Below are 21,552 nucleotides of genomic sequence, written 5' to 3' on the forward strand. Positions count from 1 at the left end.
AATCATGTTGAAATTTTCTGACTTCTCAAACATAATAAAAAATAGACATTGTACATTCGAAGGGCAGGTGCTAATTTATGTCGAAACATCCTCTACTCGTACGAGATGTCCTGAAGCGCAAATATTTTGAGTCGGCGAAGCTTATAGCAGGACACCATGGCCTTGAACGCCAAGTTCAGTGGACACATATTTTAGAAATTAAAGATTTTGATACATTAATTAATGGTGGTGAGCTCATTTTAACTACCGGTGTCGGTTTACAGTTAGAGCGTGAAACACAAATCGCCTACTTACAAAACCTTATTCGGAATGAAGCAGCAGGGCTTTGTATTGAAATTGGAGACTATTTTGATCATGTCCCCGTTGAGCTGATTGCCATGGCAAATGCGCATCACTTCCCAATCATTGTCTTTGAAGAAATAGTACGCTTTATCGATATTACTCAAGATTTACATACGTACATAATTAATCAACATCAACAAGCACTTACACAGCTCGATACCCTTTCCAAAACATTTATGGAATTATCGTTAATGCCAAATGGTATTTTAAAAATTCTACAAGTCCTTCATCAAGATACAGAGGCACCATTTTTATTTGTCTCTGAAGATACCAAAAGCTTTTATTATCCAGTCGAAGCCAAAAAGTATTTACGTATGATGGAAGAACATTGTCAGCAGTTAGAACTACAGGAGCCCTTGCATCTTTTATCCATTGACAAGGATCATTTTGTCATTATCCCCGTAAATGGCCTTGGGCAAGTTTGGGGCTATTTATGTATGCATTCTGGACTGCCAAAACCGAGTGATTATACCTTATTAAACTTGGAACGTGCAACGATGTCGATTGCCCATATTTTAATGCGAAATCGCATGCTACAGGAACGTCAGCAAAGCCGTGAGGATGAATTTATTCTTGCGTTAATTCAAGGCCAGCCTGTCGATATCCAATACTATCAAAGCTATTTACCGATTGAAAGTCGCAATTTATTTTACCGTGTCGTCGTGTTCAATCTACATGACGAAGCCAAAGTAGTACCAGAGGAAGAGTGGCAGGAAATTCAATTACAAAATGCCATGTATGTCCGCTCCATCTTAAAGAAGCTAGGATTCTTCCCTACCGTTTCAGTACGACAGCATGAAATTATTATTTTAGCCTTCTATATTGCTGCTGATTATATGAAGGATAATCGAGATTCCTTCGATCAAGCGATATCACAAATTGTTGCTAGAAAAGCATCTCAATTTTTTGAACAGCTCACCCTAACTTGTGGGATTAGCAATGTTTATCAAACGATAGAAAGTGTCCATCTTGGCTATAAGGAGGCTAAATCGGTTATTCAAATGCAACATCATCAATTGACTAGCTCCATTTATTATAAGGATTTAGGTGTCTTCCGGTTATTACTACAGCAGGAGCAGACCGCCCTATTCCAATTTGTGAAAGATTATTTACAAGAACTATTATTGCTAGATCAAAAAAATGGTCATGATTTATTCCAAACATTAGCTGTTTACTTAGCTTGCAATGGAGCTAAAAATGATACGGCTGAGCAATTATTTATCGTCCGTCAAACGCTCTATAAACGAATTGAACGACTAGAAAGTATATTTGGTGCTGATTTTTTACAGGCGCCACATCGACTAAACATTGAAATGGCAGTCAAGGCCTATGAGCTTTTGCAAAAAACAGCACCTGATTTATTACGATTTTGAACGCGGGTCCATAAAATCACGTAAGGCATTACTAAGCATATATAGACCAAGAACAAGAATCGTAATGGCTCCTCCAGGCGCATACGTATACCAAGGGGCACCGATTAAATAAGCCTGTGAATCTTTTAACATTCTGCCCCAGCTAGGGTTTGGTGGCTGAACACCAAGCCCTAAATAGCTTAGTGCTGCCTCTGCTAGCATGGCAGTTGCGAATGTGACCGTCGCCGCGACAATTATTTGCGATGATATATTAGGTAAAATATGACGAAACATAATGCTATGAGGCTTGACGCCAATTAATTTCGCTGCCAATACATACTCCGAATCACGTTGTTGGACAAAGCCGCTTCGCGCAATTCGGGCAATAGCAGGGATGGCGATAATGCCCAATGCTACGGCCGTATTGACAATCCCTGGGCCAAATACAGCGACTAGCATTAACGCTAAAATAATGCCCGGAAATGCCATTAATGCGTCCATCGTTCGCATAAATATTTCATCAATCCAGCCGCCAACATAGCCTGCAATCCCACCTATGGTAATCCCAAAAAACGTGCCAATTCCTACAGTTAATAATCCAACGGCGAAAGCAGTTTGTGTCCCCTTCATAATTCGGCTAAAAATATCACGCCCGAATTCATCTGTCCCAAAAAGATAAGCACCACCTGGCCCACGCAATTTCTCAGGTATGTTCATGGCGTTGACATCATGAGGTGTATAAAAAAAGCTGACCAACATGACGAGCAAAAAGCCGACAATGACGAGGAGACCAATGGATAAATTCAGTTTTTTCGTATAACGTTGTAGCTGTTTCATTGTATCCACCTCTTAACGTAATCGGATTCTAGGATCTACTACAGAATATAAAATATCGACAATAAAATTTATCATAACTACAGCAACCGTAATATACATGACAATCCCCTGCACAAGCGGAAAATCACGGTTACTAATAGCCGTTATGAGAAGCTGTCCAATACCAGGCAAAGAAAATACTTGCTCCACAATAATCGTCCCCGCTACAACTTCCGCCATAATTAGGCCAAATACCGTTAAAATCGGAATCATGGAATTTTTCAATACATGCTTATACATGACATTATGTTCAGACATTCCTTTACTGCGAATTGTGCGTACATAGTCGAGCTGAACCTGCTCTAGAATAGCTGTACGCACATAGCGGAAGTTCACAGCAATTTGTGGTATCGCAATGGTTAGGGCTGGGAGAAGGAGCGTACTGAGCGCCCCTGCAACACTTTGTGTCCATGGAATATAACCACTGATTTTAAAGAAGCTAAACTGTAAGCCAACGTAAAGAATAAGCATCATTCCTAGCCAAAAGGATGGTACAGCCATCCCAATTTGTGTCACAGTCGATAATGACACATCACTTATTTTATTTTGTCTTCTTGCTGCAAACATCCCTAAAGGTAAGGAAATGAATAAAACAATGAGCAAGGTTATCCCCGCCAACGACATAGTGACAGGAAGTCGATCAAATAATAAATCTTTTACAGGCATTGAAAAACGAATGGAATCGCCTAGCTGACCTGTCAATAAGCCCTTCATCCAATCCACATATTGTTCATAAAGAGGACGATCTAAGCCGAGTTCAGATCGTAAATTTTCAATTTGTGTGGGATCCGCTTCTGTCCCTAACATCGTTCGCACCGGATCTCCAGGTAATATTTGAAAAACACCAAATGTGATGATGGATACTAGCAGGATGGTTGTTATTAACAGGATGATTCGACGTAAAATATACATCATGAGCACTCATCCCTTCCTAGTTTGAAAATTGAACCTCTGACATATCATGGAACCAGAATGGGTAGCTCTTAAGCCCCGTCACTTGTTTGTCAGCACCCCAAACAATTTGGTAATCAGCAATATAAACCGCAGTAGCCTGCTCAGCTAAAATTTCCTGTGCTCGATGGTAGTACTCAATTTGTTTGGCTTGATCTGTTTCCTTTAGCACATCAATCATAATTTTGTCATACTCGTCATTTTTAAATAGGAAGAAGTTTTCACTATCATTGGTAGAAATATAATCATTCAACACCTCGTAGGCTGATGCACGACCTGTTAAATCTATCGTTGTCATTTCATAGTCACGACCAAAATAAACACGATCTAGCCAAATTCCCCACTCCACCACCTCAATCTCTACATCAATGCCAATTTCTTGCAAATTCGCAACAGCAATTTGTGCAATATTCGAATACATATCATTGTGGGAAGATACCGTAATTTTTGTTTTGAAGCCATCCGGATAACCGGCCTCTGCCAATAATGCCTTCGCTTTTTCTATATCGTGTTCATACATGCTTTCTAAGCCCTTCTTTTGGAAATCGCCCATCGCTGGACTCATATTAGAACCAAGTGGGACAGCATAGCCCGCAAATACCGAATCAATAATATCGGATTTACTAATCGCGTAGTTAATAGCTTGTCTAACTTTTACGTTATCGAATGGTGCCTTTGTTTCATTAAATGTGATGATTAAAGAGGAGTTATTATTTTGATGCGTTAAATTGTAGCCCCCCTCAACCTCACTCACACGATGCCATGGCACACTTGTTAAATCAACCTCATTTGCCATCAAGCTCATAATCGCTGCTTGATCATCTGATTGGAAGGTAAACGTAACTTTATTCAAATAAGGTAAGCCTTCCTGCCAGTAGTGATCATTTTTCTTAAGCTCTAAATTTGTCCCTGGCGCGTATTTGACAAAGGCAAAAGGACCTGTTCCGATTGGATTCTCATTATGCTTCCCATCATTACTTTTAGGAATAATAGCTGATTGTCTTGCCGTTAATGAATACAGGAAATTAGAATTAGGCTCCTTTAATTTAATCACAAATGTACTGGCATCAGGTGCTTCAGTTGATGCCACGTTATCGAAGTTATTGGACATTTTTTCCCCACCGTTTTTCCCCATTAAACGGTCAAAGGAATATTGAATATCATCCATCGTTAAGTCATCACCATTATGGAATTTCACACCTTGGCGAATTTTGAATGTATACGTTAAACCATCCTCTGATACTTCATAGCTCTCTGCAAGTCCTTCTTTTAAAGAACCATTTGTTTCTGGCGCCATTAGTCCTTCAAATAAATTCATAATCATCTGATACGAAATGGATGCCGTTGCCTTATGTGGATCTAAAAAATCGGGATCATCATTAACACGCACTACAATTTCCTGCGGCACATCTGCTGTAGCTTGTCCATTAGAGCTATTAGAGCTCGTTGAAACTTTCTCTCCATCACTAGAACATGCACTTATGATGAATACCATCATGAACATTAAGAGTATTACCCCACCGTTTTTCAAATTCATTGTCGTTCCCCCTTTTTTCCTAAGTGCTTATCTTTTGAATGCTTGTATAGCTTTCCACCCCTGCCAATTTATCTGCCGCTTGAATACCAGCAAGAATAGCTTCCTCCATCACCTTAGTCGCTAAATGTCCCAAATAATCTAATGAAAATGTCTGCTGTCCTGTACCTAGCACAAAAATAGTATCGCCATCAAGCATCGTATGGACAGGATAAATCGTTCTGGCAAGGGCGTTTTGCGTAAGCTGGGCAATCTTTTTTGCTTCTGCCTTCGTTAATTTTGCATTCAACGCTACTACGCCAATGGTTGTATTCGTGCCAGCAAGTGCCTCTGATTGTGCATGCTGTTCGAGATAAGTACAGCAATCCAGCCACTGTCCTGTTTGAGGATTTCTCGCTCCCGCTAAAATTTGCCGTGTATTAGGATTCTTGACATCACCTACTGCGTTAACAGCCACAATAGCTCCAGCAATAAGCCCATCCTTACCCGCAATGGATGCACTGCCAAGTCCACCCTTCATGGCAAAGTCTGGTCCTGCCAGTTTACCTACCGTTGCCCCATAGCCCGCGCCAATATTGCCATTTTGAAATGAACCTACTTGCGCAGCTTGGGCCGCTTCATAGCCCATTTGTGCTGTAGGTCGAGCTTGAGGATCGCCGATAAATAAGTCAAAGAGGACGGCACTTGGCACAATCGGAATTCTGGCAACGCCTGCATCAACCCCAATTCCTTGCTCCTCTAAAAATTGCATGACTCCTGTGGCAGCATCTAATCCAAAGGCACTGCCCCCTGACAGACAAATACCGTGCACACGATCAATTTCATTGATGGGATCTAATGCATCCGTTTCACGAGTACCTGGTGCAGACCCTCGAACATCTACCCCACACACTGCCCCGCCTTCCATTAATAGAGCCGTGCAGCCTGTAATCCCCTCTTCGTTTTCACGATGCCCCACCTTAATACCTGGAACATCGGTAATATTGCCAAACATATCAACACCTCTACCCTCAAATAGTTTAAATATTCAGATTTTTAATCGTATAAAAAGCATGCGACTCGCTGATTTGCATTTTCCTCCTGAAGCTTTGGCCTCTCCTGCCGACATTTTTCCATGACATGTGGACAACGTGTATGAAAAACACAGCCAATGGGTGGATTGATTGGGCTAGGTAGTTCACCTTGTAAAAGTACTTCTTGTTTTGACTCATCAAAATTGACGACTGGAATAGCAGATAGCAACGCTTGTGTATAAGGATGCAATGGATGAGCGTATAGCTCCTTTTTCGTTCCTATTTCCACAACCCGTCCTAAGTACAACACCGCCACACGGTCACTTATATGCTTCACAACGCTTAAATCGTGGGAAATGAATAAATAGGTTAACTGAAATTCATCCTGTAAATCCATCATTAAGTTAAGGACTTGTGATTGCACTGACACATCCAATGCCGATACTGGCTCATCCGCAATAATAAATTCAGGGTGAATGGCAAGAGCTCTTGCAATCCCAATCCTTTGTCGCTGACCTCCTGAAAATTCATGAGGAAATTTTTGCATGGCATCCTCAGGAAGTCCAACCTTTTGTAGCAATTCCTTCACGCGTTCTTTTCGCTGTTCCTTCGTCAATGTTAATTGTAATTTCATCGGTTCCTCAATAATCGCTCCAATGCGCATTCTAGGATTTAGTGAGGCAAAGGGGTCTTGAAAAATCATTTGCATTTGATTGCGATAGGATTGAAGCTTATTGCCTTTTAAATGCTGGATCGGTTGTCCTTTATATAATACTTCTCCGGCTGTTGGTTCAACGAGCTTCAAAATCGTTCGTCCAAATGTAGATTTTCCTGAGCCAGATTCGCCTACAATGCCTAGCGTCTCTCCCCGATAAATTTCAATGGAAATATCATCAACCGCTTTGACCATCTTTTTCTCTTCTTTCATAGACTTGCGCTTCACAGGAAAGTAAGCTTTTAAATGATTAATTTCCAGCAAAACTTCTTTCTTCGTCATGTGCCAGCTCCCCCTTCTCTGTGAATAAATGACAGCGCACTTTATGTGTCTCTTGAATATAGTGTATGGTCGGACTATCCTGATGGCATTGCGCCATAACATGCGGGCATCGGGGTGCAAAGCGACAACCCTCTGGTAATGCATATGCGGGTGGCACAGTACCAGGAATAGATGGCAGTCTTTTCACCTCTGTTTCAAGACTCGGCATTGTTTTTAGCAGCGCTGCTGTATAAGGGTGCTGAGGATTTAAAAATAGCTCTCTTACAGGGGCCTCCTCCACTATTTGCCCGGCATACATAACCATGACACGGTCCGCTGTTTCTGCGACAACACTCATATCATGGGTAATGAATAAAATCGCTGATTGATGTTCTTCCTTCATTTTCATCATCAGCTTTAAAATTTGTGCCTGTACGGTTACATCCAATGCTGTAGTCGGCTCATCCGCAATTAATAGCTGGGGATTATTTGACATCGCAATGGCAATCATGACACGTTGCCTCATTCCCCCTGATAATTGGTGAGGATATTCGGCGATTACCTTCTCCGCGTTGGCAATCCCCACCTCCTTTAATAATTGTAATGCTTTTTGCCAAGCATCTTTTTTTGAAACCTTTTGATGTCTACGAATGCCTTCGATCATTTGATTGCCGATCGTAAATACCGGGTCTAATGAAGTCATAGGCTCTTGAAAAATCATACTAATTTCATTGCCACGAATATGGCTCATCTCTTTATTTTTATAGGCTAATAGATTTTTGCCGTTAAAGTTGATAGTTCCTGCTGTAATTTCCCCAGGAGGGATTGGCAGTAAACGCATAATTGCTAAGGAGGTAATACTTTTGCCACTGCCCGATTCTCCCACTAATGCAACCGTTTCTCCTTTCTGAATGGTAAAGCTCACATCGTCTACCACTTTTGCCTCTTTGCCATTCTTCAAATGGAATCGAATCGATAACTGATTGACCTCTAAGAGCACTTGTTTATCTTTTGCATGTTCCATAGGCGTCCCTCCCTGTCAGCGTTGAATAGGTGGTGCATAGCGTATGGCAATATTTTTCATTTGCGTATAGTTCCGCAGTGCAACAAAGCCCTTCTCTCGACCAATCCCACTTTTTTTATAGCCTCCGAACGGCATTTGAATACCACCGGCTGCCCCATAATTATTAATAAATACTTGTCCTGCTTGCACACGACTCGCCACATAATGAGCTGTATCAATGTTCTGTGACCAAACACCCGCAACTAAGCCATAATCTGTGCTATTGGCAAGAGTAATAGCTTCCTCCACGCTCGTAAATGTTAAAACCGTCAACACGGGCCCAAAAATTTCCTCCTGCGCTAAAGGATTATTCGGCTGTACACCATCTAGTATAGTTGGCTGCACATAGAAGCCATTTTCATACCCTCTCATCATCAACGGCTCACCACCAGTGATGACATAGCCATCTTTCTTTGCTTGCTGTAATAATGTAGTAATTTTTGTATACTGACGTTCATTGAGTAACGGCCCCATATCCATGTCCGCCTCACCTGGCCCCACCTGTATCGCTTGAAATTTTTGTACTAATTGTGGGAGAAATGTATCTTTTATACTTTCTTCAATGAGTAGTCGAGCCCCAGCAGAACATGTTTGCCCTGAATTTTGAATAATAGCCCGCACTACCCCATCCAATGCTTGCTCTATATTGGCATCTGCAAAAACAATATTGGGTGATTTTCCGCCAAGCTCTAATGTTACAGGGACAACATTTTCCGCTGCTGCCTTCATCACTGCAACCCCTGTAGGGACCGACCCCGTAAAGGTAATATGATTAATATCAGGATGTGATGTTAAATACGGACCCACATCGCGTCCTAAGCCCGTAATATGTTGAAAGATCCCTTTTGGCAGTTTTTCTGCAAGCCACTCCGTGATAGCATGGGTTGTCAGTGGCGTATCTTCCGCACTTTTCACAATAACTGCATTGCCTGTAGCAATGGCTGCAGCGACACTTCGTGCTGTAATTTGAATCGGATAGTTCCATGGCACGATATGTACAGTAATACCAACGGGTTCGAGCACTACTGCATTTAATAGGCCATCCTCAATTGGAATCGTATCCCCCATCACCTTATCAGCCGCTCCACCGTAAAATTCAAAATACCGAGCCGCCGCTTCAATATCTGCCCTTGCCTGCGTTAAAGGTTTACCTACGTCCCGGCATTCTAGTAGACTCCATTCCTCGGCATGCTGACGAATATAATGAGCAAAGTCTATTAATAACTGGCCTCGTTCAAAAGCCTTCCATTGACGCCATTCATCACTTTCAAAGGCTCTCCGTGCTGATCGCACCGCTTCTTCTACATGTGCTTGACTCGCATTACTAATTTGCGCAATGATTTCCCCCGTTGATGGATTGCCCACATCTAACAATGCTTCTGCATCACCATAAATCCATTCCCCATTAATTAGCATAGGTATATTTTTCATCGTACCCCTCCTATAATCCACGACCACCATCTACATGTAAGGTCGTCCCAGTGACCATGCTAGCTGCATCAGACAATAGATAACTAACGGCTCCTGCTATATCAGATGGCTTCACCAATCGTCCTAATGGGACAGATTGCACAAACACACTTTGCTTTGTTTGCTCGACATCTGCGCCCTGTGCGGCAAATTGCCCTAGCATTTGTGTATCAGCAGGTCCAGGATGAATCGTATTAACTCGAATTTGGTTTGGTGCGAGCTCAATCGCTAGCCCTCTCGTAAAGCTTTCCGCTGCACCCTTCGATGCAATATAGGCTTGTAAGCCAGGTCTAGGGCGAACTGCTGATATGGAAGCAATCGTCACAATAGACCCCTTTTGCTGTTTTTTCATAAAGGGGACAACAGTTTTTGCTGTAATAAATAAACTTTTTACATTGACATCCATTAAGCGATTCCACTCGTCCATCGATACTTGTTCAATTGGCGTTGCTGCCTGTGCAATCCCAAGTGCATTGACAAGCCCATCAATTCTCCCGTACTTATTAACAATTTGCTGGAAGATGTCATTCACTCGCTCCTCCTGCAATACATTGACTTCAAAGCATTGCAGGGAATCATGTGCTAAATCGGACAGCGCCTTTACAGATAAATCAAGCCCTATAACCAGATTACCTTGCTTAAGCTGCTCTTCCATAATGGCTTTTCCCATTCCGCCACCTGCACCTGTCACAACAATCACCTTTGGCTCAGTTGTCATACTAAACACCCCCTGCTGTTAAAGTCATATGAATGATTTCCTGACAAATCGCATCGCCCATTTGAGCCGTTGTTGCTTGTCCACCAATATCTGCTGTTTTCACGACGCCTTCTTCCAGTACCTTACGAATAGCTTGGACGATTAAATGTTCTAAATCCTTTCTGCCTTGATGTCCTAGCAGTAAGGCAAGCGACCATATTTGAGCGATTGGATTGGCAATACCCTTGCCTGCTATATCTGGGGCTGAACCATGCACAGGCTCAAACATTGATGGAAATGTCTTCTCTGGGTTTAAGTTAGCTGAAGGAGACAAGCCCAGCCCCCCAACAATGGCAGAGCCTAAATCAGATAAAATATCGCCAAATAAATTGGAAGCCACAACGACTTCAAAATCCTGTGGTCGTTCGACAAAATAAGCAACTAATGCATCGATGTAAATGGCTTCAAGCTGTAGTTCTGGTGCAATTTGTGTCACTGTTTTTCTTGTATGCTCATCCCAAAATTTCATGGAATGAATAATCGCATTAGATTTTGTCGCACTTGTCAGCTTGGTTTTCCCATGCTGCTGTGCATATTCACAGGCTGCTCGAACAATTTTTTCAATCCCAATACGCGTCATAATCGTATTTTGAATCGTCATTTCTTGTGGCTGCTTGTGATACAATCGCCCCCCACTATCCGAATACTCACCCTCTGCATTTTCACGAAAAATGACAAAATCAATCTCGTTCCCGCCAGCCAGAGGTGAGGAAATCCCTGGCAATGACTTAATAGGACGGAAATTCACATATTGCTGGAAATTTTTCCGAATCGGCATAATGAGTTCCCATACCGTGACATCATCTGGTACGCGAGCATCACCAATCGCTCCAAATAATATCGCATCATATTTTTGTAGTGTCTCCAGTGCATCCTCTGGCATCATGCGACCGTGCGCTAAATAATAATCAGAGCTCCACGGAAAAACCGTCGTTGTAATTTGTAGGGATGAATCCCGTTCTTGCACACATTTTACAACCTTTAATGCTTCCTGCATCACTTCTTTTCCAATGCCATCCCCTGGTATAACCGCCATTTTTATTGTTGTCATTGTGCATCACCAGCCAAAAATTTTAATGCCGCTAAACGATAAATAGCTGTTGTCTCTGCCAATTCTTCAATATCTACATATTCATTGATTTGATGAGGAATTTCGCGATCTCCTGCACCAACCGTCACTATTGGAATACCATGGACGTGAAGAAACGTACCATCTGTTGCACCAGGAACACCGTTATATGTAGGTTCCTTTTCTGTCACCTCTGCCACTGCCTCGTATATGGCCTGAACAACAGCTTCCTCCTTAGCCGTTGCTGTAGCAGGTCGATTATCAAGAATCGTTAGTTCCACATTAAAATCTGGATCATCCACCTGTAAGCGTTTAATAATTGCGTCGATTTTTCCTAGTAATTCATCATGATCTTGGGCAGGAACCGTACGAATATCAAGCGTCGTCATACAGTGATCAGGAATGACATTGATTTGTGCATCTCCTTTAACAGGCGCACGTAATATCGTTGGCGTAATAGATGGCCAATTCAGCATCGGGTCACGGCCTAACCGAGCCTGCTCCTCCTTTTCTAGTTTCTCCAGCTCTACAATCAACCGTGCCATACGCCAGTTTGGGTTAATGCCACTCCACGAGATCGCGCCATGTGCCATCTTACCGAAAATATCAACCTGTAAACGAATGGCCCCACGCTGTGCAATACATACATTATTTTCCTGTGGCTCGCAAATAATAGCCCCATCTACTCCGTCTGCCCAGCCATTTTTAATAAAATGTTTAATGCCTAGCATGAGCCCCTCTTCATCACAAGGGATACATAAAATAATCTTGCCTGTAAACTCTTCCTGATCTAGTAATAATGATTGGCAGGCAGTAATCATACAAGCGAGATTGCCCTTCGTATCATTTGTTCCCCTACCATACATACGTCCTTCAACAATCTCTGCTCCAAATGGATCGTATGCCCATGCATCACGATTGCCCTCCGTCACAACATCTGTATGCCCCTCAAAAAGTAATGTTTTCCCAGGCTTGCCTGAATCAATAATACCAATAACATTCGGTCGTCCTGGCACAACCTCCTCTACATGCGTCTCAATGCCAATATCCCGTAAATACGCCGCGACAACATGTGCCACCTCTTCTTCATTACCCTTTGGATCATTCTCACGGTAAACGCTTTCAATTCGTACTAGCTTTTGTGTTAACGCGATGACCGCCTCCCGATCTCGCACATACGATTTGGTTGTTTTTAAACTAGTTACTATCATGCAAAGGACCTCCTATTTTAGGGAATATTCTGAATTTATGTTATTTTAACATTGACCCTTCTCTATGAAACTAGACAATATGTTAATGATTCATAGAATGACCTTAACCTTTTGTTTAGCAATAAATCGCTAAAAAACAACATTTTTCTCTACTTTACACCGATTTTTTATAATTTAAAGAGGGATTATTGAGAATATGGAGTGACTTCATTTCCTTCGAATAAAACTCTCCACACAAAATAAAAAAACCAGCGGCTGCTGGTTTTTTTCTTACATAGCTATTGTTGGCGAGATTCGGTCATTTGCTTCCAAACCGAGCCTTTTGCCTCTTCACCTTGCTCGATACGGGCAATGGCCATTTTCACTTGTAGCTTCACTTCGAATTCTTTATCATCTGCGGCCGCTTTTAATACTGGTAATGATTGTTCTGTACCAGCCTCATATAAATACATCGCTGCACGCCAGCGTACCAATTTGTTCTTATCTTGTAGGGCTTGCTGCATGGCGCTTTCAAATTCTACAAAGCCAAGGTCACTCATGCAGTCGCCTGCTGTACGTCTCACAGCAGCACTTTTATCCTGAAGGGCTCTTTCTAAATACGGAACTACCATAACATCTTCAACCATCCCTAAATATACAGTTGCTAGACGACGAATGGACATTTGCTCATCCTGTAAAGCTACATCTAAAAGTGGTAAATCATCCAGCTCCGGATCAGCCATTTGGTCTAATAACTGGAAGCGTTTCTCCCATTCCGGTTGTTGGAACTGCTCCACCGTTATTTTCAGCTTATTTGATTGAACGATAGCTTTTTCATCGTCATTATTAAGCGCAGCAACAATTTCTGCTATTCGTTCTACAGAATATGTGACATCAATTTCTTGTTTGACTACTTCTGCGATTTCTTCTAATTCACCATAGCGCACACCATAATCAATCCATTTACGCTGGAAAATATAGTTTTCATCTACTGCTGATTCAATAATTTGATTAAAAGCATCGACAAAACGATCACCACAGCTCACACGATGTTCACGTTGGTTATCAAACACCTTTACTTGTAGTGGTACTTGCTTATAGAACTGAACATGGACATAAACTTCCCCGTAAAACTCATTAGCTACTATTGTCTCATCTTGCGTTTCAACGTCTTCACCTAATACTTGACGGATACTTGCTAAAATACCCTCCCATGCATATTTGGCATTACGCTCCACCGCAAAGAAATCAGCTACATGATAAACGCCCTTTATCCCTTCAATCGCTAAAATAGCTGCTGCTTCACCAGTGGCTTTATCTTTATTATCCTTTGTAAAATTATAGCTTTTCCCGAACGGTAGCTCTGTATCAACAACAATCTTCATAGAATTGGGACTTGGTGTCGGTTCAATTGTAATAATCTTCATGTCTATCGCTCCTTATCCATTAACAATTTCATCTAAGTAAGACCATCTTTCAATCAGATGTTCATACTGTGCATTGAGCTCATCAAGCTGAGCTGTTAATTCCTGTAGTTTTGTAAAATCTGAACCAGCATTAGCGATTCCCTCTTCAGTCTCCATAATAGCTGTTTCTGTTTTTTCAATATCGTCTGCCATCGTTTCCCATTCCTTTTGCTCTTTAAACGATAGCTTTTTCTTATCGGATTTTGGTTTTTCGGACTTCGGCTTTTCAGCTTTCGGTGCCTCAACTTTTGCGGTAGCAGGAGTATGCTCACGCTTCTCCAAATACTCACTATACAGATCCAGTGTTTCCTCTACCTGCCCTTTTCCATCCAAGATCCATAGCTTTTTCGCAATGCGGTCTAGGAAAAAACGGTCATGGGAAATCGTGATGACTACGCCAGGGAAATGCTCAATGAAATCCTCTAGCACGCCCAATGTTTCAATATCTAAATCATTGGTTGGCTCGTCCAATAACAAAACATTAGGCTGCTCCATTAGTAAACGTAATAAATGAAGGCGCTTGCGCTCACCGCCTGATAATTTACCAATTGGTGTACCGTGAGCATGTAATGGGAATAAAAAGCGCTCTAGCATTTGAGCCGCAGAATAGCGGACACCCTCTGCATCTGTAATATCATTCGAAGCCTCACGTATATATTCAATCATACGCTCATTTTCATTCATTTTCGGTAAAGTTTGCTTGAAATGAGCTAGCTTCACTGTTGAACCAACAAGAATTTCTCCTTGGTCAGGTGAAAGCTCTCCTGCTAGCATGTTCAAAAGAGTAGATTTTCCTACACCATTCGCGCCGATTATGCCAATACGGTCCCCTTGCTGGAGTAAAAATGAAAAGTTATCTAAAATCTTTTGCTGGCCAAATGCTTTCGAAATACTTTCAGCCTCTAGCACTTTACGCCCTAAACGTGTTGTAGCAAGTCCCAATTCCAATGAAACGTCCTCAGATTTACGCTCTAAATTATCCTCCAACTTTTCAAAGCGTTGGATACGCGCTTTTTGTTTAGTGGAGCGCGCCTTCGCACCGCGACGAATCCATTTCAACTCGGAACGATAACGGTTGCGATCCTTCTGAGCAGAAGCCGCCTTCATTTCCTCACGGATGGCACGGGCCTCTAAAAAATCACCATAATTTCCTGTATGACGATACAGGGTTTGATCGGCTAGCTCGTATATATGTGTTGATAATTCATCTAAGAAATAACGATCATGGGTAATAAAAATAACTGCGCCCTTTAGGCGTAGCACCATCTCTTGAAGCCACTCTGTTGCTTGTACATCCAAATGGTTGGTCGGCTCATCTAATAGGTAGAGATCTGCTGGTTCAATTAATACTTTAGCCAATGCTACTCGTTTTTGCTGGCCGCCTGAGAGCGTTAGCACTTCTTTATCAAATGTTTCAATGCCAAGCTTTGTTAGGGCTGTTTTCGCAAGCGCGTTGACATCCCATGCCTGCTCTTCTTCCATACGCTGTTGCAAGCCAAATAAAGTCTTTTGCAAACTTTCAGATGTTGGATTTACTGCCAGTGCAGCAACTGTTTCCTCATATTGACGATTTAGTTGTAAAACCGGTGAGTCACCAGCAAAGACTGCTTGTAAAACCGTTTCTCCAGATTGGAATGTCGGTTCCTGTGGTAAATATGCGACACGGTATTTATTGGGGCGATCCATTGTGAGGGTATCCGCTTCGATATCCTCTGCTAAGATCGATAACAGGGTTGATTTCCCCGTACCATTAATACCGATTAAGCCTGCTCGCTCACCCTCATAAATGGTAAATTCAATATTTTCAAAAAGCGTTTTATCGCCCACAGTTTTTGTTAAATTTTGTACAATTAAATGACTCATTCCACTATTCCATCTCTTTCATGTTAGGTATTGTTCATGCCCACACTACTTTTATGTAGACGATTATTGATATCCACTATTCATCATAACATCAATTGACATGTAAACAAAGAACAACAAACTGTCAATGGTTTGTCCTAACAATGCTCCTATTCTCCTGTAAATACGTGTGCATTATCTGACAAAGTTTCATGACTCCTTGCTCTAGGTCCTGTGGTTCTGGATAGGAATAACTAATTCTCAAATGGTGATATTGAGGCTCTCCCGGATAACAAGCAGAGCCGGGTAAAAAAGTAATATGGGCTTGCTGCGCTTTAAACAACAGTTCATCTGTATTCCCATTACTAGGCAGAGACACCCAAATATTTAACCCTCCTTTTGGTTCCATCCACGTAACGCCTTGTGGTGCATATTTGTTCAATATTGCAATCGTCTGGTCTCTTCTTACTTCAAGCGCAATGCGTAATTTTTCTAAATGGACATGCATGCGTTCTGATCGTAAAAAAGGAATCAATGCCTTTTGTGTTAATAGTGGATTGCCCGAATCGGCAAAGGATTTGGCTGATAGGAGCCGTTGATGGACAGTGCCATTCGAGATGATGGCTCCAATTCTACAACTAGGTGCTAACGTTTTGCTAAATCCTTTTAAATAAATAACATGACCACTTTCATCTAACGCTTTCAAAGTAGGTGGTGGTGGATTATCGTCAAAATAAATTTCATTCCATGAATCATCCTCTACAATAAGAAAGCCGTATTGTTGGGCAAGGTCTAGTAACTCTCTTCTTCTCGTTTCGCTTAAAACAGTTCCTGTAGGATTCTGAAATGTTGGATTTGTATAAATCAGTTTTGGTTGTTTGCTTAAGCATAATGTCGCTAGAATAGTTGTCTGCATACCTTCTGCATCTACTGGAATCGGAATAATATGGGCTCCACGATTTCTAAAGACATCGATTGCTGCTGTATAGGTAGGAGCTTCGGTAATGACAATGTCTCCTGGTCCAATAAATGTTCTAGCCACTACATCAATTCCTTGTTGAACACCATTTGTCACAATAATTTCTTGAGGTGTTGTTTCAATGTCACCATATTGTTGTACATAGTCCCGAATTGCCTTTCGTACATCTTCATCACCTTGTACAGCCCCATAGCGCGTAACAATCTGAGGATTCGCGAGTAAAATTGCCACGATTTCATTCGTCAAATAAACTGAAGGCAATAACCCCGGATGGATGGTCGCACTTGAAAATTTCAGCGCATATTCTGTTCCTTTATTTAACATGGATTGTGAACGTTGAATGTAGTCGGGAATCGCTAATTGCCAATTATAATTACGTTGGCTTATATGCATGCTCCCCTGTTCATTTTTTCGCACGAATGCCCCCTTGCCATGTACCACCTGAATATACCCATTTCTTTCTAACAATGCATAAGCCTTGCTAATCGTTACAGGGCTCACTTGATTTTCTTTAGAAAAGCTCCGAATAGAAGGTAATTGACTCCCCTCCTGTAGAAAGCCTGATCGTATTTTTTCTGTCATAATATTTGAAATCTGATGGATTAAGGTTTGATCTGATTGACGGTTTAGCTTTATTTTCATTGACCCTCCAACTGTTATAGTCATAATTTGACTGTTATATATATCACTATATAGTGTAGAGGCAGAAATAGCTAAATTTAAAATGAAGGGAAATGATGATCCATGACGAACATGAAGCAAGATCAGGAAAATATTGAAACGATTTTAACGGATGTTGTGCACCATGCTGCCAAGTTTTTTACCAGTCTTGAAGAAAGAGCGGTAACAAGTCAAGCTTATAACGTACCAGCTTCAACACTTCCTGAAGTAGGACATGGCGCTCAGTCGATACTTCAATACTTTTCACAGCATTATGCTGAAGGCTTAAGCGCCAGTGCAGGTTCAAGATATTTAGGGTTTGTTACAGGTGGAGCTACGCCTGCTTCGATTGTTGGGGATTGGTTAGTCAGTATTTACGATCAAAATCTATCCAATACACAAGATTCTGTAGCAGGCTCAATGGAATTAGCGACGATTGATATGTTAAAAGATTTATTGCTAGTGAGTGAGGATTATCAGGGAACATTTGTCAGCGGGGCTACGATGGCTAATTTCGTAGGACTTGCTCAAGCAAGAGAGTGGGTGGCGCAATACTATGGGAAAAGCACTGCGATGGATGGGTTATTTGATATCCCACCGATAAAAATCGTCAGTGGTACGCCGCATTCGAGTATTGTCAAAGCAACTTCTATGCTTGGCATTGGAAGAAATTCCATTCATCTTATTCCATGTCAGGAGCAGCGTGAAGCGATCGATATTACAAAATTACAACAGTTTCTCGAAGACAATCAACAAGAACCCTGTGTTGTCGTAGCAAATGCGGGAACCGTCAATACGGTTGATTTTGATGATTTACTAGCAATTGGCAAGCTCAAAAAGCGCTATAATTTCTGGCTTCATGTAGATGCGGCTTTTGGAGGCTTTGCTGCGTGTTCACCCAAGTACTATCACTTAGTCGAGGGCATTAACTATGCTGATTCGATTACGATTGATGCACATAAATGGCTGAATGTCCCTTATGATGCGGCTATGCAATTTACCCGACATCAATCGTTACAAGTAGCCGTATTTCAAAACAATGCTGCCTACCTTGATAGCTCGCTTGAAAATCCGAATTTTAGTGATCTTACCCCTGAAAATTCACGACGATTCCGTGCGTTGCCAGCTTGGTTCTCCCTACAAGCTTATGGTAAAAAAGGCTATCAACAGTTAATCGAACAAAATGTACTGCTAGCTCAGCAGCTTGGTCAAAAAATAGAGCAAAGTGACCAATTTACTTTGCTAGCACCTGTTCGTTTAAATGTTGTGTGCTTTGCCATCAATCATGAAGCACTGACAGTCGAAATGAACAAACAATTTTTGAAGACATTAAATCAACAAGGCAAAGTGTTCATGACACCAACTGTTTACCAAGGTGTGCCAGCTATGCGTGCGGCTTTCAGCAATTGGCGTACAACCACAGAAGATCTAACAATTATTTGGGAAGCACTAACGACAGCTATACAATCCTTTTTCCACGAGTCCCTCTAATCGATGATATCCAAATGAATAACAAGGGCGAATGCACAAATATATTTGTAAAAATTGAGAGTACTGCATAGTTCATTTAAAAAAACTTCAAATTACAATAAAATGATTATGTCAAACAAATATGCAAATAAAATAACACGAACCGCCTTCAATTGAAAGGTGGTTCGTGTTGTTTTATTGACCTATTTCATGTTGTAATTGCTGTAAAAAGCTTTCCATAAATTGATGACGTTCAAGTGCCATTTGCTTGCCCTTTTCCGTTACCATTAAATCCTTCAGGAGTAATAGCTTTTCGTAAAAGTGAGTGACAGATGACGTATTTTTTTGACGATATTCTGATTCCGACATATTTGTGCGTGCTTCTTCATCCCTATCATAAAGCTTGCGGTCTTTCGCACCACCATATGCAAATGTTCGAGCGATGCCAATGGCTCCAATCGCATCTAAACGGTCTGCATCGCGAACGATTTTTGCTTCCAAGGATGTAGCCTCTAGCTCATTTCCACCATTAAACGATACTTGTGCAATACAATCTCGAATATGTTGCTTTTTTTCCTCGCTAACAGGGAGCTCTGCAATAAGCTGTTCCTCCTGTTCCTTACTATCGGTATACTTTTTGTCGCTCACATCATGCAACAGCACTGCAATTTTAACAACTTCTGCATCTGCTGCTGGCTCTGTATGTAAGATCGCTAGTGCATTTTGATAGACACGCTCAATATGTTGGAAATCATGGCTAGCGTCAAACTGTTCATAAATTTCTCGTACTTTACTCATTAAATAATCCATAGTTCAAACTCATTCCCTTCCTACACGATTATACTGTATTTATAGCCCTCACGAAAAATAAAAAATCAATACCTTTTCAATTGACTAATTTTTCAGAATATTATAAGATAAACGTGCAGAACAAACAATTTGTTCTGTACCTCATATTTTTCAGCTATGTACAAACAGCTATGTGTTTGACAGAATGAATATCAACTTCAGCGGGCTTACAATTGAATAGTATGTTTGCAAGATGACATAAGTAAAGAAAACCAATCATCCAACAAATAAAAGTGAATACTTTCCCTTAGAAATTCTTTGTTTAACCCGCATAGCATGATGTACAGCCGAAAACTGTGAACAACGAGTTAGTTGTTTTTACGACCAAAAGGTTATTATTAAATGGAAGCCATGTGTAATTGTTTTTCGTTATTGGTTGTTACCTTCTTCATGTTGTATGAACGTAGCTCCTCCCTTTAATGAAAATCGTACACGATGATGACTGCCAGTTTATGAAACCACGTGAATGAGTCGTATAAACACAATGAAGATTCACGTAAGCCAAAATTGTTAGAAGTTATAAAGGAAGTAGGAACGATCGTGATAAAATGTAATACCTTCCCGCTGAAGGACGAATAAAAGCTGCCCATCTTACAGTCATGTAGATGATGGCAGCTTTTATTATTTTTTGCTCGTTCCTACAACACGCCCTTGATGACCTCATCAATTTCTTTTAATAGCTCTTGATTTTGCATCGTTGAACTTAATTTTAATTGAGATTGATCAACATGGATGACCGCCACATGCATTCCTTCTTTTATGCTCGCACTTGGAACTGGCAGCATCTTTTCCGTATCAAATGTCATGATAAGATCTGGAAATTTCGATTGTAGCTGTCCTTCTTTCGATAACGTCATGTATTCATTCCAGAAAGTCAAATCGTAATCGCCAACGGATAATTTCCCTACATCAAAGCCATTTTCCTTCGTTAATGAATAATGTTGGACCTTACCCGTTACGATATGCACCCCATTCAATTGCTGTAAAATAAGGGCCAATTTATCGTCAAAGGTTTGTCCATTGAGGAAACGATAGCCAAGCTCAATAGCCATTGTAATGGCATTCGGTGCCCCGTGTTTCTGTAAATAATCTATCGTCACAGGATTCCTTGTCACACCTACTAAACCTCCTGCTAAAATAGACGCTTGTCGTGCTGTTTTAGCCGTGTTTTGTAGTGGGCCTTCCACAAATCCTTGAACCGCAAAGTCATCTTTGCCACCTGCGTAAAATTGCACTGATTGATAGTCTTGCTGTTCATGAAGATTTAAGGAACCCATAATACCCGTTGGATGTGCCCGCCCATTACAAGGAGCATCCACGACAGGCACCTTTAATAAAACTGACTGCAACCAGCCATTAATCGTTGTGATGGCACCATTTTCATTGGTAATGATGCCTTTTAGACGGTGATTGGTATGTGTGTTCATATTGCGATAGCTCCAGCAAAGCTGCTCGTTCGAAATATATTGATCGGCTGCTGAAGGTGCGCCTACCATTGCGACACACGCTACTAAATCTTCGCCATCTAATTCTGTCAGATCAACTAATTGAGGTTCCCCAGCTGCAAAAATTTCCTCCATCAGTTTGAGTCCTTCCTCTAGGAGGCCACCTCCGCCTCCGCCAAGAATTGCACCACCATAAACAGCAGCAATCCCATCCTCATACGTTAATACTTTTGCCATCGAGCATTACT

The 21,552-nt window shown here is 41.4% G+C and carries 17 protein-coding genes; 2 read left to right on the forward strand and 15 right to left on the reverse strand.

The window, feature by feature from the left end; all coding sequences use genetic code 11:
* The first annotated feature begins 77 nt into the window (after positions 1–77).
* Entirely contained in the window at positions 78–1,715 is a 1,638-nt protein-coding gene (locus AC07YC_RS07115) for a PucR family transcriptional regulator (protein ID WP_336636488.1), read from the forward strand.
* Here AC07YC_RS07115 and AC07YC_RS07120 read toward each other — a convergent pair.
* From AC07YC_RS07120 to pdxR, 13 genes are all read right to left on the reverse strand, one after another.
* Positions 1,704–2,531: an ABC transporter permease gene (locus AC07YC_RS07120; RefSeq protein ID WP_008180243.1), complete on the reverse strand. Its 828-nt coding sequence runs from the start codon at positions 2,529–2,531 to the stop codon at positions 1,704–1,706. The two genes, AC07YC_RS07115 and AC07YC_RS07120, sit on opposite strands and share 12 nt — an antisense overlap.
* A 12-nt stretch (positions 2,532–2,543) precedes the next feature.
* Positions 2,544–3,485, reverse strand: a complete 942-nt coding sequence (locus tag AC07YC_RS07125) for an ABC transporter permease (RefSeq protein WP_336636489.1) — start codon at positions 3,483–3,485, stop codon at positions 2,544–2,546.
* 16 nt (positions 3,486–3,501) lie between these two features.
* Complete coding sequence (locus AC07YC_RS07130) at positions 3,502–5,058, reverse strand: ABC transporter substrate-binding protein (protein ID WP_494918892.1); 1,557 nt, start codon at positions 5,056–5,058, stop codon at positions 3,502–3,504.
* Between the two features lie 19 nt (positions 5,059–5,077).
* Positions 5,078–6,049: a P1 family peptidase gene (locus AC07YC_RS07135; RefSeq protein ID WP_336636491.1), complete on the reverse strand. Its 972-nt coding sequence runs from the start codon at positions 6,047–6,049 to the stop codon at positions 5,078–5,080.
* A 41-nt stretch (positions 6,050–6,090) separates the two neighbouring features.
* Positions 6,091–7,065, reverse strand: a complete 975-nt coding sequence (locus AC07YC_RS07140; RefSeq protein ID WP_336636492.1) for an ABC transporter ATP-binding protein — start codon at positions 7,063–7,065, stop codon at positions 6,091–6,093.
* Positions 7,034–8,068, reverse strand: a complete 1,035-nt coding sequence (locus tag AC07YC_RS07145) for an ABC transporter ATP-binding protein (protein ID WP_494918893.1) — start codon at positions 8,066–8,068, stop codon at positions 7,034–7,036. Before AC07YC_RS07145 ends, AC07YC_RS07140 begins: the two co-directional genes overlap by 32 nt.
* A gap of 15 nt (positions 8,069–8,083) precedes the next feature.
* Positions 8,084–9,538, reverse strand: a complete 1,455-nt coding sequence (locus AC07YC_RS07150; RefSeq protein ID WP_494918894.1) for an aldehyde dehydrogenase family protein — start codon at positions 9,536–9,538, stop codon at positions 8,084–8,086.
* Positions 9,539–9,548: 10 nt separating this feature from the next.
* Complete coding sequence (locus AC07YC_RS07155) at positions 9,549–10,295, reverse strand: SDR family NAD(P)-dependent oxidoreductase (protein ID WP_494918896.1); 747 nt, start codon at positions 10,293–10,295, stop codon at positions 9,549–9,551.
* A gap of 1 nt (position 10,296) precedes the next feature.
* Positions 10,297–11,385, reverse strand: coding sequence for a tartrate dehydrogenase (locus AC07YC_RS07160; RefSeq protein WP_336636496.1), 1,089 nt, complete (start codon positions 11,383–11,385; stop codon positions 10,297–10,299).
* A complete protein-coding gene (locus tag AC07YC_RS07165; RefSeq protein ID WP_494918897.1) occupies positions 11,382–12,614 on the reverse strand; it encodes a M20 family metallopeptidase in 1,233 nt (410 codons plus the stop codon). The genes AC07YC_RS07160 and AC07YC_RS07165 overlap by 4 nt, the downstream gene beginning before the upstream one ends.
* 278 nt (positions 12,615–12,892) lie before the next feature.
* Positions 12,893–14,020 carry a conserved virulence factor C family protein gene (locus AC07YC_RS07170; RefSeq protein WP_494918898.1) on the reverse strand — a complete coding sequence of 376 codons (1,128 nt, stop codon included), beginning with the start codon at positions 14,018–14,020 and terminating at the stop codon, positions 12,893–12,895.
* A 12-nt stretch (positions 14,021–14,032) separates the two neighbouring features.
* Positions 14,033–15,922 carry an ABC-F family ATP-binding cassette domain-containing protein gene (locus AC07YC_RS07175; protein ID WP_336636499.1) on the reverse strand — a complete coding sequence of 630 codons (1,890 nt, stop codon included), beginning with the start codon at positions 15,920–15,922 and terminating at the stop codon, positions 14,033–14,035.
* A 124-nt stretch (positions 15,923–16,046) separates the two neighbouring features.
* Positions 16,047–17,522: a MocR-like pyridoxine biosynthesis transcription factor PdxR gene (gene pdxR / locus AC07YC_RS07180; protein ID WP_494918899.1), complete on the reverse strand. Its 1,476-nt coding sequence runs from the start codon at positions 17,520–17,522 to the stop codon at positions 16,047–16,049.
* Positions 17,523–17,624: 102 nt separating this feature from the next.
* On the opposite strand from pdxR, the gene AC07YC_RS07185 reads away from it, so the two are divergent.
* Positions 17,625–19,031: a pyridoxal phosphate-dependent decarboxylase family protein gene (locus AC07YC_RS07185; RefSeq protein WP_494918900.1), complete on the forward strand. Its 1,407-nt coding sequence runs from the start codon at positions 17,625–17,627 to the stop codon at positions 19,029–19,031.
* Positions 19,032–19,205: 174 nt separating this feature from the next.
* Here the strand turns inward: AC07YC_RS07185 and AC07YC_RS07190 are convergent, their stop codons facing one another.
* Positions 19,206–19,820 carry an HD domain-containing protein gene (locus AC07YC_RS07190; RefSeq protein ID WP_336636502.1) on the reverse strand — a complete coding sequence of 205 codons (615 nt, stop codon included), beginning with the start codon at positions 19,818–19,820 and terminating at the stop codon, positions 19,206–19,208.
* Between the two features lie 677 nt (positions 19,821–20,497).
* Positions 20,498–21,541 (reverse strand): S-methyl thiohydantoin desulfurase domain-containing protein, encoded by a 1,044-nt coding sequence (locus AC07YC_RS07195; protein WP_494918901.1) that lies wholly within the window; start codon positions 21,539–21,541, stop codon positions 20,498–20,500.
* Positions 21,542–21,552 lie beyond the last annotated feature (11 nt).

The organism is Lysinibacillus sp. GW247-5R2A (genome assembly GCF_059424475.1).

Excerpts from the sequence above, each read along its gene's own strand:
- AC07YC_RS07175 (WP_336636499.1), bottom strand. The coding sequence starts at position 15,922 with ATGAGTCATTTAATTGTACAAAATTTAACAAAAACTGTGGGCGATAAA.
- AC07YC_RS07150 (WP_494918894.1), bottom strand. The coding sequence starts at position 9,538 with ATGAAAAATATACCTATGCTAATTAATGGGGAATGGATTTATGGTGAT.
- AC07YC_RS07170 (WP_494918898.1), bottom strand. The coding sequence starts at position 14,020 with ATGAAGATTATTACAATTGAACCGACACCAAGTCCCAATTCTATGAAG.
- AC07YC_RS07125 (WP_336636489.1), bottom strand. The coding sequence starts at position 3,485 with ATGATGTATATTTTACGTCGAATCATCCTGTTAATAACAACCATCCTG.
- AC07YC_RS07115 (WP_336636488.1), top strand. The coding sequence starts at position 78 with ATGTCGAAACATCCTCTACTCGTACGAGATGTCCTGAAGCGCAAATAT.
- AC07YC_RS07185 (WP_494918900.1), top strand. The coding sequence starts at position 17,625 with ATGACGAACATGAAGCAAGATCAGGAAAATATTGAAACGATTTTAACG.
- AC07YC_RS07130 (WP_494918892.1), bottom strand. The coding sequence starts at position 5,058 with ATGAATTTGAAAAACGGTGGGGTAATACTCTTAATGTTCATGATGGTA.
- AC07YC_RS07135 (WP_336636491.1), bottom strand. The coding sequence starts at position 6,049 with ATGTTTGGCAATATTACCGATGTTCCAGGTATTAAGGTGGGGCATCGT.
- AC07YC_RS07145 (WP_494918893.1), bottom strand. The coding sequence starts at position 8,068 with ATGGAACATGCAAAAGATAAACAAGTGCTCTTAGAGGTCAATCAGTTA.
- AC07YC_RS07155 (WP_494918896.1), bottom strand. The coding sequence starts at position 10,295 with ATGACAACTGAGCCAAAGGTGATTGTTGTGACAGGTGCAGGTGGCGGA.
- AC07YC_RS07195 (WP_494918901.1), bottom strand. The coding sequence starts at position 21,541 with ATGGCAAAAGTATTAACGTATGAGGATGGGATTGCTGCTGTTTATGGT.
- AC07YC_RS07140 (WP_336636492.1), bottom strand. The coding sequence starts at position 7,065 with ATGACGAAGAAAGAAGTTTTGCTGGAAATTAATCATTTAAAAGCTTAC.
- AC07YC_RS07120 (WP_008180243.1), bottom strand. The coding sequence starts at position 2,531 with ATGAAACAGCTACAACGTTATACGAAAAAACTGAATTTATCCATTGGT.
- pdxR (WP_494918899.1), bottom strand. The coding sequence starts at position 17,522 with ATGAAAATAAAGCTAAACCGTCAATCAGATCAAACCTTAATCCATCAG.
- AC07YC_RS07160 (WP_336636496.1), bottom strand. The coding sequence starts at position 11,385 with ATGACAACAATAAAAATGGCGGTTATACCAGGGGATGGCATTGGAAAA.
- AC07YC_RS07165 (WP_494918897.1), bottom strand. The coding sequence starts at position 12,614 with ATGATAGTAACTAGTTTAAAAACAACCAAATCGTATGTGCGAGATCGG.
- AC07YC_RS07190 (WP_336636502.1), bottom strand. The coding sequence starts at position 19,820 with ATGGATTATTTAATGAGTAAAGTACGAGAAATTTATGAACAGTTTGAC.